14 protein-coding genes are annotated in these 16,676 nt (G+C 71.3%); 13 read left to right on the top strand and 1 reads right to left on the bottom strand.

From position 1 onward, the window contains the following. Positions 1-74 precede the first annotated feature (74 nt). Together ACFUN8_RS16250 and ACFUN8_RS16255 are read left to right on the top strand one after the other, a co-directional pair. The gene (locus tag ACFUN8_RS16250; RefSeq protein ID WP_383637049.1) at positions 75-2,195 is read left to right on the top strand and encodes a glycosyltransferase; all 2,121 of its coding nucleotides are present in this window, start codon (positions 75-77) and stop codon (positions 2,193-2,195) included. Further along, positions 2,192-3,472: an acyltransferase gene (locus ACFUN8_RS16255; RefSeq protein WP_383637007.1), complete on the top strand. Its 1,281-nt coding sequence runs from the start codon at positions 2,192-2,194 to the stop codon at positions 3,470-3,472. The genes ACFUN8_RS16250 and ACFUN8_RS16255 overlap by 4 nt, the downstream gene beginning before the upstream one ends. Here ACFUN8_RS16255 and ACFUN8_RS16260 read toward each other — a convergent pair. Then, the gene (locus ACFUN8_RS16260; RefSeq protein ID WP_383637010.1) at positions 3,414-4,325 is read right to left on the bottom strand and encodes a LysR family transcriptional regulator; all 912 of its coding nucleotides are present in this window, start codon (positions 4,323-4,325) and stop codon (positions 3,414-3,416) included. The genes ACFUN8_RS16255 and ACFUN8_RS16260 overlap by 59 nt on opposite strands. A gap of 106 nt (positions 4,326-4,431) precedes the next feature. Between ACFUN8_RS16260 and ACFUN8_RS16265 the strand changes: the two genes are divergently transcribed. The 11 genes from ACFUN8_RS16265 (at position 4,432) to ACFUN8_RS16315 (ending at position 16,637) form a co-directional block, all read left to right on the top strand. After that, positions 4,432-4,689, top strand: a complete 258-nt coding sequence (locus ACFUN8_RS16265) for a hypothetical protein (RefSeq protein WP_383637013.1) — start codon at positions 4,432-4,434, stop codon at positions 4,687-4,689. A 168-nt stretch (positions 4,690-4,857) separates the two neighbouring features. Continuing rightward, the gene (locus ACFUN8_RS16270) at positions 4,858-5,760 is read left to right on the top strand and encodes an MBL fold metallo-hydrolase (RefSeq protein ID WP_383637016.1); all 903 of its coding nucleotides are present in this window, start codon (positions 4,858-4,860) and stop codon (positions 5,758-5,760) included. A gap of 134 nt (positions 5,761-5,894) precedes the next feature. Beyond that, positions 5,895-7,301: a nitrate/nitrite transporter gene (locus tag ACFUN8_RS16275; RefSeq protein ID WP_383637019.1), complete on the top strand. Its 1,407-nt coding sequence runs from the start codon at positions 5,895-5,897 to the stop codon at positions 7,299-7,301. Positions 7,302-7,441: 140 nt separating this feature from the next. Then, complete coding sequence (locus ACFUN8_RS16280; RefSeq protein WP_383637022.1) at positions 7,442-8,584, top strand: uroporphyrinogen-III synthase; 1,143 nt, start codon at positions 7,442-7,444, stop codon at positions 8,582-8,584. 118 nt (positions 8,585-8,702) lie between these two features. Beyond that, positions 8,703-9,230, top strand: coding sequence for a GNAT family N-acetyltransferase (locus ACFUN8_RS16285; protein WP_383637025.1), 528 nt, complete (start codon positions 8,703-8,705; stop codon positions 9,228-9,230). 160 nt (positions 9,231-9,390) lie between these two features. Continuing rightward, a complete protein-coding gene (locus tag ACFUN8_RS16290; RefSeq protein ID WP_383637028.1) occupies positions 9,391-9,993 on the top strand; it encodes a CGNR zinc finger domain-containing protein in 603 nt (200 codons plus the stop codon). Positions 9,994-10,118: 125 nt separating this feature from the next. Then, complete coding sequence (locus ACFUN8_RS16295) at positions 10,119-10,751, top strand: sigma-70 family RNA polymerase sigma factor (protein WP_383637052.1); 633 nt, start codon at positions 10,119-10,121, stop codon at positions 10,749-10,751. Beyond that, entirely contained in the window at positions 10,748-11,632 is an 885-nt protein-coding gene (locus ACFUN8_RS16300) for a zf-HC2 domain-containing protein (RefSeq protein WP_383637031.1), read from the top strand. Before ACFUN8_RS16295 ends, ACFUN8_RS16300 begins: the two co-directional genes overlap by 4 nt. Positions 11,633-11,693: 61 nt before the next feature. Then, positions 11,694-14,288, top strand: a complete 2,595-nt coding sequence (locus ACFUN8_RS16305) for a HelD family protein (protein ID WP_383637034.1) — start codon at positions 11,694-11,696, stop codon at positions 14,286-14,288. Between the two features lie 363 nt (positions 14,289-14,651). Beyond that, positions 14,652-16,085, top strand: coding sequence for an NAD-dependent malic enzyme (locus tag ACFUN8_RS16310; protein WP_383637037.1), 1,434 nt, complete (start codon positions 14,652-14,654; stop codon positions 16,083-16,085). Between the two features lie 270 nt (positions 16,086-16,355). Continuing rightward, on the top strand, positions 16,356-16,637 hold the full coding sequence (locus tag ACFUN8_RS16315; RefSeq protein WP_003954777.1) for an HU family DNA-binding protein: 282 nt from the start codon (positions 16,356-16,358) through the stop codon (positions 16,635-16,637). The last annotated feature ends 39 nt before the right edge of the window (positions 16,638-16,676 follow it).

The raw sequence follows: 16,676 nt of genomic DNA on the forward strand, positions 1-16,676 counted from the left end.
GCAGACGGGCCCCGTCGCACAAGCACGGTCAGCACAAGCAGAAGCAGGGGCGCGTCGCCAGACGCAGACTGCCCATGCGCTATCTGCTGCCCTCGCTGCTCCTCGTGGCCCTGCTCGCGATGCTGATGCTGCGCGGCTATGTGCACAGCGAGATCCTCGCGGACCATCGGGTACGCCCCCCGGCCGCCACCGACCAGGTGCCGGACCGGATCCTCAAGGGCGGCCCGGTCATAGACGCACGCGGGACGACCACGCCCAAGGCGCTCAAGGTCCCCGACCACAAGCTCGTGCTGACCTTCGACGACGGGCCCGACCCGGAGTGGACGCCGAAGGTCCTCGACAAGCTGAAGGAGTACGACGCGCACGCCGTCTTCTTCGTCACCGGCACGATGGCCTCACGCCATCCCGAACTGGTGCGGCGAATGGTCGACGAGGGCCACGAGATCGGCCTGCACACCTTCAACCACCCGGACCTCGCGTACCAGACCAGGTCCCGTATCGACTGGGAACTGACCCAGAACCAACTGGTGCTGGCCGGCGCGGCGGGCATCCGAACGTCCCTGTTCCGGCCGCCGTACTCCTCCTTCGCCGACGCGATGGACGACAAGTCCTGGCCCGTCACCGAGTACATCGGCAGCCTCGGCTACATCACCGTCCTCAACAACACCGACAGCGAGGACTGGAAGCGCCCCGGTGTCACCGAGATCGTCAAGCGGGCCACACCCAAGGGCACCCGCGGCTCGATCGTCCTGATGCACGACTCCGGCGGCGACCGCTCGCAGACCGTCACCGCGCTGGGCCGGTTCCTGCCGAGGATGCAGGACCGGGGGTACGAGTTCGCCAACCTCACCGAGGCGCTGGGCGCCCCGAGCGCCCACACGCCCGTCTCCGGCGTCGAACTGATCCAGGGCAAGGCATTCGTCGGGGCCGTCGCCGTCTCGGAGGGCACCACCACCGTGCTGGTGGGCGGGCTCGCCGTGATCGGTGTGCTGGTCATCGGGCGGTTCGGGCTGATGCTGGTGCTGTCCTTCGCGCACGCGCGGAAGGTGCGCAGGCGCGGTTTCCGTTGGGGCGAGCCGGTCACCGAACCGGTGACGGTGCTCGTACCCGCGTACAACGAACGCGAGTGCATAGCCAACACCGTCCGCTCCCTGATGGAGAGCGACCATCCGATCGAGGTCATCGTCATCGACGACGGCTCGACGGACGGCACGGCGGACATCGTCGAGGCGATGTGGCTGCCGAACGTCTTCGTCGTACGGCAGGTCAACGGCGGCAAGCCGGCCGCGCTCAACAACGGCATCGCGCACGCCAGTCACGACCTCGTCGTGATGATGGACGGCGACACCGTCTTCGAGCCGTCCACCGTGCGTGAGCTGGTCCAGCCGTTCGGCGACCCGAACGTGGGGGCCGTCGCGGGCAACGCCAAGGTCGGCAACCGTGACACCCTCATCGGCGCCTGGCAGCACATCGAGTACGTGATGGGCTTCAACCTGGACCGCCGCATGTACGACCTGCTGCGCTGCATGCCCACCATCCCCGGCGCGGTCGGCGCCTTCCGCCGCTCGGCCCTGGAGCGGGTCGGCGGGATGAGCGAGGACACCCTCGCCGAGGACACCGACATCACCATGGCCATGCACCGCGACGGCTGGCGGGTCGTGTACGCGGAGCGGGCCCGCGCCTGGACCGAGGCGCCGGAGTCCGTACAGCAGCTGTGGTCCCAGCGGTACCGCTGGAGTTACGGCACGATGCAGGCGATCTGGAAGCACCGCCGCGCGGTGATCGAACGCGGCCCCTCCGGGCGCTTCGGCCGGGTCGGACTGCCGCTGGTCTCGCTGTTCATGGTGCTGTTCCCGCTGCTGGCACCGCTCATCGACGTCTTTCTGCTGTACGGCCTGGTCTTCGGCCCGACGCGGAACACGGTCATCGCGTGGCTGGGTGTGCTGGCCGTACAGGCGGTCTGCGCCGCGTACGCCTTCCGGCTCGACGGCGAACGCATGATCCATCTGATCTCGCTCCCCCTCCAGCAGGTCCTCTACCGACAGCTCATGTACGTCGTACTGCTCCAGTCCTGGATAACCGCCCTCACCGGCGGCCGGCTGCGCTGGCAGAAGCTGCGCCGCACGGGCGCGGTGGAGGCGCCCGGGGCCATGGCGGGCCGGCGGAGCGACGACATCCGGAGGCCGGTGGCATGAGCGGTCCTCCTGTCGGCACCGCCGGCGTTCCGCGGGCCAGGCACAAGGCGCAGGCACCCGCCGCGGGCGGTGCCCGTCCGCCCGGCCGGGACCGTTATCTCGACCTCCTGCGCACGATCGCGCTGGGGCGGGTGGTGATCTACCACATCTTCGGCTGGGCCTGGCTGACGATCCTCTTCCCGTCCATGGGCGTGATGTTCGCGCTGGCGGGCTCGCTGATGGCGCGCTCCCTCAAACGCCCGGCGCTGGGCGTCATCCGGGGCCGGATGCGGCGGCTGCTGCCGCCGATGTGGGCGTTCGCGGTGGTCGTCGTCCCGCTGATGTTCGCGATGGGCTGGAAGCCGGTGAGGGAGGAGGGCCTGTGGTGGTTCCTCAAGCTGGCCAACTATCTGTTCCCGGTCGGGGCGCCGCCGTATCCGTGGGAGAGCGGCTCGGCGAGCGGCTGGCTCGACCAGTCCTGGGCCGACCAGGCGGCGGGTCCGCTCTGGTACATCCGCGCCTATCTGTGGTTCGTACTCGCCTCCCCGCTGCTGCTGTGGGCCTTCCGGCGGGTGCCGTGGGCGACACTGCTCGCGCCGCTCGCGCTGACGGCGGTCGTCGGCACCGGCCTGGTGGAGATCCCCGGCGACACGGGCGAGGCGGTCAAGGACTTCGCGGTCTACGGCGGGTGCTGGATCCTCGGCTTCGCCCACAACGACGGCCTGTTCAAGAAGGTGCCGCGCTACATCACGGTGTCGCTGGCCACGTTCACGATGGCCTTCGGGCTCTGGTGGGCCTCCGGGCATCTCACGGAGGAGGGCTGGAATCTGGACGAGATTCCGCTGGCCCAGGCGACCTGGTCGCTCGGCTTCTGCGCGATCCTGCTCCAGTACGCGCCGTCGTGGCGCGAACTCCCCGGGAAACTGGCGCAGTTCGACTCCACCATCACGCTCGCCAACAACCGCGCCGTGACGATCTATCTCTGGCACAACCTGCTGATCATGGCGACGTTCCCGATCATCGACCTGCTCTACGAGGTCCCCGTGCTCTCCGAGCACAGCGACCTGGTCGACCAGGCGTACGAGGTGCTGCCGCTGATCCTGATCTGGCCGCTGATAGCGGTCGCGATCCTGGCCTTCGGATGGGTCGAGGACGTCGCGGCGAAGCGGCGGCCGAGGCTCTGGCCGAACGGCGCCGGTCCCACCAAGGACTCCGAGGAGTCCGGCGGCGCCACGGGTCCTAGGCCGCCCAGGGGCTCAGCTCCGCCCGCGCACGCAGGCTCGCCAGACCGTCGCTGATCGCCGGCTGGGTCCCGCTGCCGCGCCGTACGCAGGTCAGGACCCGCCGGAAGGGCGGCGGGTCGCCGGTGACACAGAGCCGCACCAGCTCCGGGTGGGTGGTGAGGGGGACCAGCCGAGGCACCAGGCAGATGCCCAGGCCGTGGCTGATCAGTGAGAGCACCGCCGACCACTCGTCGGCGTGGTGGACCATCCGCGGGGCGAAGCCGGCGGCGGCGCAGAGCGCCTCGATGAGGCGTCGCTGGTCGTGGTGCGGCGCCACCCAGTCCTCGTCGGCCGTCTCGCACAGCTCGACGCGCTCGCAGCCGGCCAGCGGGTGTTTCGCCGGGACGACCAGGTCCAGGTAGTCGTCCATCAGCGGGTGCTGGTCGAACCGGGGATCGTCCATGGTGGGGCTGCCCGGCAGCGGCGTGAGGACCGCGATGTCGAGCTTCCCGGCCAGCAGGTGCTCGTAGCAGTGGCGGGTGTCGATGTCCGCGACCGTCGTGCGCGTCGACGGGGACGCGTCCCGCAGCCGCTGGGCGACGGGCGCGAGGAGCGGGCCGATGCTGGTCGCGAAGCCGCCGATGCGCAGCGTCCGGTACGAGCCGCCGCCGTGGTCGGCGAGGTCGGCCCTGGCCCGTTCCCACTGGGCGCTGAGCAGGTCCGCGTGGTGCAGCAGGACGCAGCCCGCCGTGGTGAGGCGGATGCGGCGGCCGTCCGGCTCCCACAGCTCGGCGCCGACCTCGCGGGAGAGCTGCCGCAGTTGCTGGGAGACGGCGGAGGGCGAGAGGTTCAGCGCGCGGGCGGTGGCCGCGACGGTGCCCTGCGCGTTCATGACGCGCAGCGTCTGGAGGAGGCGCAGATTGATCACGCCGTCCATCGTCCGTCCACCGCCCCTCATTCGTACAGCGTTTCGGCATGGATCCATGCCGAAAGATGCGATGGACGCGCACGGTCCGAGGACGGACGCTGGCCGTATGGAAGCTGATCCTGATCCGACAGACATCCGCCCGGAGGACGTCGCCGTCTGCGCCGACTGCGGCTGGCCCGTGGAGGACCCGCTGCAGGAGGCGTCGCGCCACGCCGTCGCCGAGGGGACGGTGGTCTACACGCGGTGCGCCTGCGGGCGCGTACGGGTCTGGCTGGAGCCGTGCGGCGGGGGCGGGCCGAGGCTGGTGGTGGGCGCCGGTAGTGTCATGTACGCGCCAAAGGCGGAGTGCCACGCCGGTCCCTGAGATGCCCCCCGGCGGCGAGAAACAAGGCCGGGACCCCCTTCCGCTTCTCCCCGGCGGGAGGGGATTCTCGTTCCCGTCCGGCCGGTCCGCCGCTGTACGCGGCCCGGCCGGTACGCCGTCCCGTACATGACCGATACGGGACAGGGACGAGCCGCTCAGGAGCGACACATGACCGACACCACGGATGACAACCCCACCGCCCCCGGCTGGCACGTGGACGCCCGCTGCACCGACTGCGACGTCGCCCGCCAGCTCGCGCCCGGCCTGATCGACCAGGTCGACGGCCGGTCCGTCGTCGTACGCCAGCCGCGCGACGCCGGGGAGGAACAACGGCTCCACGCCGCCGCGTTCGCCTGCCACACCCGCTCCGTCCGCCCGCCCGCCGGCCGGCGGCTCGATCCGGCGCTCGACCCCTACCCGATGCCTCTCGACGCCACCGTGTCCCTCTGCGGGCACAACGCCCCCATGACCGCCGCCGCCAACTCCTACCTCGTCCGCCGCCCGTCCGGGAGCCAGGTCATGGTGGACACCCCGCGCTGGAGCGAGGCGCTGGCCGTCCGCTTCGAGGTGCTCGGCCCCGTCACCGACGTCCTGCTCACCCACCGGGACCACGCGGCGCACGGCCGCGCGTACGCCGACCGGTTCGGCGCCCGGCTCTGGATCCACGAGGGCGACCTCGACGCCGCTCCCGACGCGGACCAGGTGCTGCGCGGCACCGACGCCGTCGAGATCACCGAGGGGGTCGTCGCCCACCCGCTGCCCGGCCACACGCGCGGCAGCGTGGTGTACGTCGCCGACGAGCGGTACTGCTTCAGCGGCGACAGCTTCTACTGGTCCCGCACCACCGGTGACATCGAGGTGGTCGACAACGTCACCTGGTACTCCATCGAGGAGTTGGCCGCCTCCCTCGCCCGCATCGTGGACACCCTCCGCTTCGAGTGGCTGCTCCCCGGCCACGGCGACCGCAACCACCTCCCGCCCGCCGAGTCCCACCGCCGCATGCGCTCCCTTGCGACCCGCACCGCCGCGCTGTGCCCCCGCCCGGTCGACTTCACGGCGACGCGCTGGTGAAGGCGCCCGCGCTCACAGCCACGCCCGCCCCTCCGTGAGAGCAAGGTTGCGCGCCGGTCATCTCGGGGTACCCCGGCGAAACGCGGTGTCTCTACCGTCGGGGGTCACCGAACCGCACCGTCTGTGGAGGCGCGATGACTGGCCCGACGATCACCGATGCGGCACGTGACGCCGGAAGGGGGCGATGGATCGAGCGGTGGGATCCCGAGGACCCCGGCTTCTGGGAGCGGACGGGGCGCCGGACCGCGCGGCGGAATCTGGTCTTCTCCGTACTCTCCGAGCACATCGGGTTCTCCATCTGGACCCTCTGGTCGGTGATGGTCCTGTTCATGGGGCCCGAGTACGGCGTCGACCCGGCCGGGAAGTTCTTCCTCATCGGCATGGCCACCTTCGTCGGCGCCCTCGTACGGATCCCCTACACCTTCGCCGTCGCCCGCTTCGGCGGCCGCAACTGGACCGTCGTCAGCGCCCTGTTGCTGCTCCTGCCGACCGGCGCCGCCTATGAGGTGATGGAGCCGGGGACCTCGTACACCACGTTCCTGGCCGTCGCCGCGCTCACCGGCCTCGGCGGCGGGAACTTCGCGTCGTCCATGACCAACATCAACTCCTTCTTCCCGCTGCGCGAGAAGGGCTGGGCGCTCGGGCTCAACGCGGGCGGCGGCAACGTCGGCGTACCGGTCGTGCAGCTCGTCGGGCTGCTGGTGATCGGGACCGCGGGCGCCGCGCACCCCCGGATCGTGCTCGCGGTGTACCTCCCGCTGATCGTCGCCGCCGCCGTCTGCGCCGCGCTGTTCATGGACAACCTGGCGCCCGTGCGCAACGACACCGGGGCGGCAGGGGAGGCCGTACGCGACCGGCACACCTGGATCATGGCCGTGCTCTACATAGGGACGTTCGGCTCCTTCATCGGCTACAGCTTCGCCTTCGGGCTGGTGCTCCAGACGCAGTTCGGGCGTACGCCCCTGGAGGCCGCCTCGCTGACCTTCGTGGGACCGCTGCTCGGTTCGCTGGTACGGCCGCTCGGCGGCAGGCTCGCCGACCGGCACGGCGGCGCCCGCATCACCCTCTGGAACTTCGCCGGGATGGCCGCCGCGACCGTCGTGGTGATCTTCGCCTCCGTCACCGAGTCGCTGCCCGTCTTCCTCGTCGGCTTCACCGCGCTGTTCCTGCTCAGCGGTGTCGGCAACGGCTCCACGTACAAGATGATCCCCGGCATCTTCCGTACGAAGGCCCTGGCCGCCGGGCTGACGGGCGAGGCGGCGGCGCGGTACGGGCGCCGGCTCTCCGGCGCGTCCATGGGGCTCATCGGGGCCGTCGGGGCGCTCGGCGGGCTCGGGGTCAACCTCGCCTTCCGGCAGTCCTTCCAGGGGGCGGCGGGGACGGGCACGGCCGCGTTCGTCGCCTTCCTCGGCTTCTACGCCGTGTGCTCGGCGCTCACCTGGGCGGTATACCTTCGGAAGCAGGCGGCCGGACCGGCGACGGAGGCGGACACGGGAGCCGGGGCGGACGTACGGCGCCGACTCGACTACGCCGAAGTGTGACGTCGGCGTGTGACGCCGAGCAGTGACGTCGAGGTGCGACGTCGGGGTGTGAGCCGGTACGTCGAGGTGCCGGCCGGGAGCTGTGCCGGGCCCGGCCCCGCCTCGGAGCCGTACGGACGAAGAGAGCGGGACGGAAGACCATGTCCGATCAGCAGCAGCACGGCCCCCTCGCCGGATTCACGGTCGGCGTCACCGCCGCCCGGCGCGCCGACGAGCTGGGGGCGTTGCTCACCCGGCGCGGCGCCGCCGTCGTGCACGCCCCCGCCCTGCGTATCGTGCCGGTCTCCGACGACACCGAACTCCTCGAAGCCACCAAGGAGTTGATCGGCGACCCGCCCCATGTGGTGATCGCGACGACGGCGATCGGCTTCCGCGGCTGGGTCGAGGCGGCCGACGGCTGGGGCCACGGCCAGGACCTGCTCGACTGTCTGCGCGGCACTGAACTGCTGGCGCGCGGGCCGAAGGTGAAGGGCGCGATCCGCGCCGCCGGGCTGACCGAGGAGTGGTCGCCGGACTCCGAGTCCATGGCCGAGGTGCTGGACCGGCTGCTGACCGAGGGCGTCGAGGGCCGCCGGGTCGCGCTCCAGCTGCACGGCGAGCCGCTGCCCGGTTTCGTGGAGGCGCTGCGGGCCGGGGGCGCCGAGGTCGTCGTCGTACCCGTCTACCGCTGGATGCCGCCGGAGGACATCGCGCCCGTCGACCGGCTCATCGAGGCGACCGTGGCGCGCACCCTGGACGCCGTCACGTTCACCAGCGCGCCCGCCGCCGCCTCGCTGCTCTCCCGGGCCCGTGAGCGCGGTCTGCTGGACGAGCTGGTCGAGGCCATGCACCACGACGTGCTCGCCGTCTGCGTCGGGCCCGTCACCGCCCTGCCGCTGCAGGAGCACGGCATCGACACGGTCCAGCCCGAACGCTTCAGGCTGGGCCCGCTCGTTCAGGTTCTCTGTCTCGAACTGCCCGGCCGTACGCGGACGTTGACGGTCGCGGGCCGCCGCTTCGAGGTCCGTGGCCACGCGGTGCTGCTGGAGGGCGAGTTGCGGCCCGTACCGCCCGCCGGGATGGCCCTGGTGAACGCGCTCGCCAAGCGGCCCGGCTGGGTCGTCTCGCGGGCCGATCTGCTGCGGGCCCTGCCGGGCGCGGGCAGTGACGAGCACGCCGTCGAGACGGCCATGACCCGGCTCCGTACGGCGCTGGGGGCGCCGGAGCTGATCCAGACGGTCGTCAAGCGCGGCTACCGGCTGGCACTGGACCCGGCGGCCGGCTCGAAGTACGGCGACGGGTGAACCGAACGTAAGGGGCGGGTGAACGTACGGCGGTGGGTGACCAGCGGCGGGTGACCGTCCGTCGATCGGGGTCACCGCTGCGGTACCGAACCGGAACCAGGCCGTCTATTTTAATCGGATGGTCAACGACTCCCTCCCGTTCCGGCCCGCGCGAGCGGCGGACGCCGGCCCTCTCGCCGAGGCGCTCCTGCGTAACAGGGACCACATGGGCCCCTCGTCTCCGCACCGCACGGCCGACTACTACACCCCGGAGGCGCAGGCCCATCTGCTGTCCGACCCCGCCCGCCTGCGCTGGCACTTCGTCGACGGGCGCGAGGTCGTCGGCCAGGCCACGCTCTCCACACTCGTCCTCGGGCCGTTCCGCAGCGCCAGCCTCGGCTACTGGATCGACGCCGCGTACACCGGCCGGGGACTGGCCACCCGCGCCGTCGACGAGGTCTGCCGGGCGGCGCTGGAGGATCTGGGACTGCACCGGATCGAGGCGAGCACGATGCCGTCCAACGCCGCCTCGGAGCGCGTCCTGCGCAAGTGCGGCTTCGAGCTGATCGGGACGGCGCCGCGCTATCTGCACATCGACGGCGCGTGGCGCGACCACCACCTCTTCCAGCGGATCCTGCACGACGGGCCGCCGAACACCGCGCCGTAGAACCGTAAGAGGGCATTCCGGTGGCCGGGGTTCCCTCCCGGGCGGAGAATTCACCGGCCGCGGTTGAAGTGAGGGCCCGCAGGAGGGGTTCCGGACGCGTTCCGGGGCATGCACTCTGGGAAGAACGCGGCAGGACGGTGACCGAGGCGGTGACAGGCACATGACTACGGGCGTGGGCTCGTACGAATGGCGATTCGACTCCGGGCGCGTCTGCCTGGATCTGGTCGCCACCGGGGAACCGGCCCCGAAGGGGTTCGACGAAGAGCCGCGGGGCGACGACGCCGGACTCCTCGGCCGGTGGCTCACCGGCTCCGGCCTGGTACCCCCGGATACCCCGCTGACCGGCGTCGACACCGGCTGGGTCCAGCGCTTCGCCGAACTGCGCGACTGCGTGGGCCAGTTGGTGCGCGCCGAGATCGACGGGCGGTACGCGGCGGCCGCGCTGGAGCGGGTCAACGCGCTCGCCGCCGACGCCCCGCCGGGCATCAGGGCCGTACGCGAGCCCGGCGGCGGCCTCGTCCGGACGCTGAGCGACGAGCCGGAGTGCGGCGCGCTCCTCGCGGTCGTGGCCAGGGACACCGTGGACCTGCTGACCGACCCGGTCGCGCGGGCGCGGCTGCGCCAGTGCGAGGGCGACAGCTGCCGGCGTGTGTATTTGGACACCTCGCGCGGGCGCCGGCGGCGCTGGTGCTCCAGCGAGGTGTGCGGCAACAGGGAGCGGGTCGCGAGACACCGGCGCCGGGCGGCGGTCGCCCGCGCCTGACCCCCGGCCGGGCCCGCGCCTGATCAGGCCCCGGGTCCGCCCCCGGCGCCCTCCCGTAAAAGATCTTGAAAGATTTCCGCTGCGCCGTTGAGTGCATCTCCCCACCGGTCCGTAAGTCACCAGTGATGGGAACAAGCAGCCGTCTCAAGGTCTCGACCCGGGAGGTTCAGGTGCGCAAGGATGCGGCCGTGGCCGACGACCGACCTCACCGGGCCCGGCACCGGAGCGAGGCACAGCGCACCAACGTCTCAGTCCCCGACGAGGAGTTGATGCGAGCCCTCTACCGGGAACATGCCGGACCCCTGCTCGCCTATGTCCTGCGCCTCGTCGCGGGCGACCGCCAACGGGCCGAGGACGTCGTGCAGGAGACGCTCATCCGTGCCTGGAAGAACGCCGGTCAGCTCAATCGGGCGACCGGCTCTGTCCGACCCTGGCTGGTGACGGTCGCCCGACGCATCGTCATCGACGGTCACCGCAGCCGGCAGGCCCGGCCGCAGGAGGTCGACCCGTCGCCGCTGGAGGTCATGCCCGCGGAGGACGAGATCGACAAGGCGTTGTGGCTGATGACGCTCTCTGATGCCCTCGATGATTTGACCCCCGCCCACCGGGAAGTTCTGGTGGAGACGTACTTCAAGGGACGCACGGTCAACGAGGCCGCCGAGACGCTCGGCATACCCAGTGGCACCGTGCGGTCGCGTGTGTTCTACGCGCTGCGTTCCATGAAGCTCGCTCTGGAGGAGAGGGGGGTCTCGGCATGACGACGTACGAGCAGTCCGGGCAGGGCGACGGCACGACCGCGCACGACGCGGCGGCGGCGTACGTGCTCGGCATTCTGGACGAAGCCGACGCCACCGCCTTCGAGGCGCACCTCGCCGGCTGCCACATCTGCGCGCTCCATCTGGAGGAGTTCGCGGGGATGGAGCCGATGCTGGCCATGCTGGCGGACAACCCGGACCCGTTCGGGCAGTCGTCGCCTTATCGCCGGTCCGACCCCTTCGCCGCCCAGCCGGCCGCACCCCCGACGGCGTCCCCGTTCGGGCGCGCCGCCACACCCGCGCCACCACCGTCGCCCGCCGTCGCCGTACAGCCCAGCCCGCGGCTCCTCGACCGGCTCGTCGACGAGGTCGCGGTCAAGCGCGCCAAGCGCAGACGCCGCTCGATGTATCTGGTCGCCGCGGCCGCCGCGCTCGTCATCGGCGGTCCCGCCGTCGCGGTCGTCGCCACCTCCGGTGACGGTGGCACGAGCAATCAGGCCGCGGACCCGCACCCCACCAGTCCCGCCGAGGACGCCTTCATGGAGCACATGCCGGAGAAGGTCGAGGCGACGGACCCGGTCACCAAGGTCAGCGCCACCGTCGGCATGGAGCCCAAGGGCTGGGGGACCCACGCGGCCCTGGAGCTGAAGAACGTCAAGGGACCGCTCAAGTGCAGCCTCATCGCCGTGTCCAAGACCGGTGAGGAGGAGGTCGTCACCTCGTGGGCCGTGCCGAAGTGGGGTTACGGCCTCCCGGACAGCACGCACGAGGTCGCGAAGAACCCGCTGTACGTGCACGGCGGCGCGGCCATGGACCGGAACGACATCGACCACTTCGAGGTCCGGACATTCGACGGGAAACGTCTGGTGGAGGTCGACGCCTGACATACCGGCCCCCTTCGCGTACGGTTGACGGCTGCCCAGTGCACGTCAGAAGGGGGCCTCGGTGGCCGCGCAGGATGCCGCTGTTGAATCCGCCGGATCGGTTGTCGATCCCGTACGGGACAAGGGAAACGACGCCATAAGCGACCCCGTGAACGGGACGGGGAAGGACCCCGCGCGCGCCGCGGGGCCCGACTCCGTCCGTGACCGCGAGATCGGTGTCGAGCAAGAACATCTCGACCAGGTCTACCGCCGTCTCGAAGAGAAGATCCACGAGGCGGAGTTCCTCATGAACGACGCCGCCAAACGCGGCCAGGTCGGCACACCCGGCGCGCTCGCCGAACGCGACGCGCAGGTGTTCCGGGCCGGAATCCATCTCAACCGGCTCAACAACGAGTTCGAGGACTTCCTCTTCGGCCGGGTCGACCTGCTGCCCGGCAAGGACGGCAAGAAGGGCCCCGACGGCGCGTACACCTCCGTCGAGCCCGCCGACGACGCCGTACGCGCCGACGACACCGCCGACATCGCCGAGACGCTGCACATCGGCCGGATCGGGGTCCTGGACTCCGACTACTCGCCGCTGGTCATCGACTGGCGCGCGCCGGCCGCCGCGCCGTTCTACCGCTCGACACCCGTCGACCCCGGCCGGGTCGTACGGCGCCGGGTCATCCGCTCCAAGGGCCGCAAGGTCCTCGGCGTCGAGGACGACCTGATGCGCCCGGAGCTGACCGCCACGCTGAACGGCGAGACGCTTCCCGTCATCGGCGACGGCGCGCTCATGGCGGCCCTCGGCCAGGCCCGCAGCCACACCATGCGGGACATCGTCTCCTCCATCCAGGCCGAGCAGGACCTGGTGATCAGGGCGCCCGCCGCGTCCGTCACCGAGGTGTCCGGCGGTCCCGGCACCGGCAAGACCGCCGTCGCGCTGCACCGCGCCGCCTATCTGCTGTACCAGGACCGGCGGCGGTACGCGGGCGGCATCCTCGTCGTCTCGCCTACGCCGCTGCTCGTCGCGTACACCGAAGGCGTGCTGCCGTCGCTCGGCGAGGAGGGGCAGGTCGCGATCCGCGCGGTCGGGTCGCTCGTGGACGGCGCGGAGGCCCTCGCCCACGACGAGCCCGCCGTGTCCCGCGTCAAGGGCTCGGCACGCATGCTGAAGGTGCTGCGCAAGGCGGCCCGCGGGGCCCTGGAGGGGGACCGGGCGCCCGCCGGAGGCCGCGGCGGGCGCGGCAGCCGTACGGCCGCCGGAGGGCCCGCCACCGGTCAACTCGCCTTCGGCGACGACGACCGGGGCCCGGCGCGCGGCGACAGCGGCAGCAACGCCGCCACCGGCGCCGCACGCGGCGGTACGTCCCCCGCACCGGGGCGCGCCGCCACACCCACCCGGCTGCGGGTGGTCGCGCTCGGCCGCCGGCTGGAGCTCGAGTCCGACGAGCTGCACCGCATCAGACAGTCCGTCCTCGGCGGCGCCGCGCCCGTCAACCTGCTGCGTCCACGCGCCCGCAAACTGCTCCTCGACGCGCTGTGGGCCAAGTCCGGCGCCGCGGCGCGGGCCGGGGACTACGTGGCCAAGGGCGACGCCGAACTGGCCGCCGAACTGCGCGGCGGCTTCGACGACGACGTGACGACCGAGGACAGCTTCATCGAGTTCCTGGACGCCTGGTGGCCCGAACTCACCCCGCGCGGCGTGCTCGCCGCGATGGCCGACGAGAGGCGCCTCGGCCGCTGGGCGCGCCGCATCCTCAACCCGAACGAGACCCGGAAGGTCGCCCGCTCGTTGCGGCGCGTCGGCCCCGACGGCACGGGCCCGCTGTCCGTGCACGACGTGGCGATCCTCGACGAGCTGGAGCAGCTGCTCGGCTCACCGCCCCGGCAGCGCAAGCGCCGCGAGCTGGACCCGCTGGACCAACTGACCGGGCTCGAAGAGCTGATGCCGCAGCGCGAGGAGTCGCAGCGGGAGCGCGCGGAGCGGCTGGCGGCCGAACGCACGGAGTACGCCCACGTCATCGTGGACGAGGCGCAGGACCTCACCCCGATGCAGTGGCGGATGGTCGGCCGCCGCGGCCGGCACGCCACCTGGACGGTGGTCGGCGACGCCGCCCAGTCGTCCTGGTCGGACCCGGACGAGGCGGCGGAGGCCCGCGACGAGGCCCTGGGCAACCGCCCGCGCCGTCACTTCACCCTCACCGTCAACTACCGCAACCCGGCCGAGATCGCGGCCCTCGCCGCGAAGGTCCTCGCGCTCGCGATGCCGGGCATGGAGTCCCCGACCGCCGTCCGCTCCACGGGCGTCGAGCCGCGCTTCAGCGCCGTACGGGACGGCGACCTGGCCGGAGCCGTACGGGAGGAGGCCGGGCGCCTGCTGGAGCGCGTCGACGGCACCATCGGCGTGGTCGTCGCGATGGGCCGCCGCGAACAGGCGGCGCGCTGGCTGGCGGGGCTCGGCGACCGGGTGGTGGCGCTCGGCAGCCTGGAGGCGAAGGGGCTGGAGTACGACGCGACGGTGGTCGTCTCGCCGGCGGAGATCGCCGACGAGTCCCCGGCCGGACTGCGGGTCCTGTACGTGGCCCTCACCCGCGCGACGCAACAGCTGACGGTCGTCTCGGCGGACCGTGACGACCCCGATGAGCAGGGAGTTCCCGACCTGCTCAGGGACTGATCGTCAAGTCGACTCGCGTACGGGAATCACTTTCCCGGGCTGTTTGTTAGCCTGGTGTTGGCACCGGCTCGATCCAAGCCCCCGGGCCCAACCTTCGTCGCTTCGAGCGACCACTTGCCGCGAGGCGAGCATGGCGGGTCGGTGCCATCTTTTTCTTCATAGTGTTCACGGACATTCACCGGAATACGTCTTCACACCAGCGGGTCCGCGTCACACACTGACGCGGACCCGCTGCTGTTCGTCCGGCCCTCCACCCCCGTTACCGCCTACCAGCAGGTAGGTGCGACCATCGGACGGTCCCGCCGGACGCCAGGCGCGAGGTGGTGCGGCAAGTGAAGCCAGTGAAAGCAGAGGAACACGGTCATGGCAACGGCGCCAAGCGTCTCGTATTCGATGACGGTCAGGCTGGAAGTGCCCGCGAGCGGCACCGCGGTCTCCCAGCTGACCACGGCCGTGGAATCCTCCGGCGGCTCGGTGACCGGTCTGGACGTCACCGCGTCCGGCCACGAGAAGCTGCGGATCGACGTCACGATCGCCGCCAGCTCCACCAGCCACGCGGACGAGATCGTCGAGGAACTGCGGGGCATCGAGGGCGTCACCCTCGGCAAGGTCTCCGACCGTACGTTCCTGATGCACCTCGGCGGCAAGATCGAGATGCAGTCCAAGCACCCCATCCGCAACCGTGACGATCTCTCCATGATCTACACGCCGGGTGTGGCCCGCGTCTGCATGGCGATCGCCGAGAACCCCGAGGACGCCCGCAGACTCACCATCAAGCGCAACTCCGTCGCGGTCGTCACCGACGGCTCCGCGGTGCTGGGCCTCGGCAACATCGGCCCGATGGCCGCGCTGCCCGTCATGGAGGGCAAGGCGGCCCTCTTCAAGCGGTTCGCGGGGATCGACGCCTGGCCGATCTGCCTGGACACCCAGGACACCGACGAGATTGTCGCCATCGTCAAGGCGATCGCGCCGGGCTTCGCCGGGATCAACCTTGAGGACATCTCCGCCCCCCGCTGCTTCGAGATCGAGGCGCGGCTGCGCGAGGCCCTGGACATCCCGGTCTTCCACGACGACCAGCACGGCACGGCCATCGTGGTGCTCGCCGCGCTCACCAACGCCCTGCGCGTCGTCGGCAAGGCGATCGGGGACGTACGGGTCGTCATGTCGGGCGCGGGTGCGGCCGGTACAGCGATTCTGAAACTTCTTATCGCGGCCGGCGTCAAGCACACCGTCGTCGCCGACATCCACGGAGTGGTCCACGCCGGCCGTGCCGACCTGGTGTCCGCGGCGGCCGAATCGCCCCTGCGCTGGATCGCCGACAACACCAACCCGGAGGGTGTCACCGGCACCCTCAAGGAGGCCGTCGTCGACGCCGACGTCTTCATCGGTGTGTCGGCGCCGAACGTGCTGGACGGCGCGGACGTCGCGGCCATGGCGGACGGCGCGATCGTCTTCGCGCTGGCCAACCCCGACCCGGAGGTCGACCCCACAATCGCCCGCGAGACAGCGGCAGTTGTGGCCACGGGACGCTCCGACTTCCCCAACCAGATCAACAACGTCCTGGTCTTCCCGGGCGTCTTCCGCGGGCTCCTCGACGCCCAGTCGCGCGCCGTCAACACGGAGATGATGCTGGCCGCCGCGGCGGCCCTCGCGGACGTCGTCACGGGGGACGAACTCAACCCGAACTACATCGTCCCCTCGGTGTTCAACGACAAGGTCGCCGGAGCCGTCGCGGGGGCCGTACGCACCGCCGCCAAGGCCGCCGGTGACGTTGTGACAGGCGCCACGTCCGTCTGACGCCCGGCGCGTCGCGATTCGCGGCACCGTGAACCCACCTCTAGGGTGGCGGACCATGAGCCCGCTGCTCCAAGGGGGTTTCAGGGCCCGGATTGGCTTTCCCGCCGCTGGTGGGGGCAGGATGCTTTCTCAAGGACTATGTCCAGGGGATACCCCACTGGGGCGCGAAGACCTGAAGGACAGACCCGGTCACAGGGACTGTCAGAGGGTCCTGGCAGCATCGGCTTCGATCTCACGCCTCACACGCAAGAAGAACACGGGAGTAACAACATGAACCGCAGTGAGCTGGTGGCCGCCCTGGCCGACCGCGCCGAGGTGACTCGCAAGGATGCCGACGCCGTGCTGGCCGCCCTCGCCGAGACCGTTGGCGAGATCGTCGCCAAGGGCGACGAGAAGGTCACCATCCCCGGCTTCCTGACCTTCGAGCGCACCCACCGTGCCGCTCGCACCGCTCGTAACCCGCAGACCGGCGACCCGATCCAGATCCCGGCCGGCTACAGCGTGAAGGTCTCCGCGGGCTCCAAGCTCAAGGAAGCCGCCAAGGGCAAGTAACCCTCAGGCACAGCAGAAGGGCGGCCACCCCGACCGGGG

This window comes from Streptomyces sp. NPDC057307 (assembly GCF_042667665.1).
In the GTDB taxonomy this organism is placed as follows: domain Bacteria; phylum Actinomycetota; class Actinomycetes; order Streptomycetales; family Streptomycetaceae; genus Streptomyces.

What these genes read in the sequence shown, in the direction of transcription:
- ACFUN8_RS16250 (WP_383637049.1), top strand. Translation starts at nt 75, where the DNA reads ATGCGCTATCTGCTGCCCTCGCTGCTCCTCGTGGCCCTGCTCGCGATG.
- ACFUN8_RS16255 (WP_383637007.1), top strand. Translation starts at nt 2,192, where the DNA reads ATGAGCGGTCCTCCTGTCGGCACCGCCGGCGTTCCGCGGGCCAGGCAC.
- ACFUN8_RS16265 (WP_383637013.1), top strand. Translation starts at nt 4,432, where the DNA reads ATGGAAGCTGATCCTGATCCGACAGACATCCGCCCGGAGGACGTCGCC.
- ACFUN8_RS16270 (WP_383637016.1), top strand. Translation starts at nt 4,858, where the DNA reads ATGACCGACACCACGGATGACAACCCCACCGCCCCCGGCTGGCACGTG.
- ACFUN8_RS16275 (WP_383637019.1), top strand. Translation starts at nt 5,895, where the DNA reads ATGACTGGCCCGACGATCACCGATGCGGCACGTGACGCCGGAAGGGGG.
- ACFUN8_RS16280 (WP_383637022.1), top strand. Translation starts at nt 7,442, where the DNA reads ATGTCCGATCAGCAGCAGCACGGCCCCCTCGCCGGATTCACGGTCGGC.
- ACFUN8_RS16285 (WP_383637025.1), top strand. Translation starts at nt 8,703, where the DNA reads ATGGTCAACGACTCCCTCCCGTTCCGGCCCGCGCGAGCGGCGGACGCC.
- ACFUN8_RS16290 (WP_383637028.1), top strand. Translation starts at nt 9,391, where the DNA reads ATGACTACGGGCGTGGGCTCGTACGAATGGCGATTCGACTCCGGGCGC.
- ACFUN8_RS16295 (WP_383637052.1), top strand. Translation starts at nt 10,119, where the DNA reads ATGGGAACAAGCAGCCGTCTCAAGGTCTCGACCCGGGAGGTTCAGGTG.
- ACFUN8_RS16300 (WP_383637031.1), top strand. Translation starts at nt 10,748, where the DNA reads ATGACGACGTACGAGCAGTCCGGGCAGGGCGACGGCACGACCGCGCAC.
- ACFUN8_RS16310 (WP_383637037.1), top strand. Translation starts at nt 14,652, where the DNA reads ATGGCAACGGCGCCAAGCGTCTCGTATTCGATGACGGTCAGGCTGGAA.
- ACFUN8_RS16315 (WP_003954777.1), top strand. Translation starts at nt 16,356, where the DNA reads ATGAACCGCAGTGAGCTGGTGGCCGCCCTGGCCGACCGCGCCGAGGTG.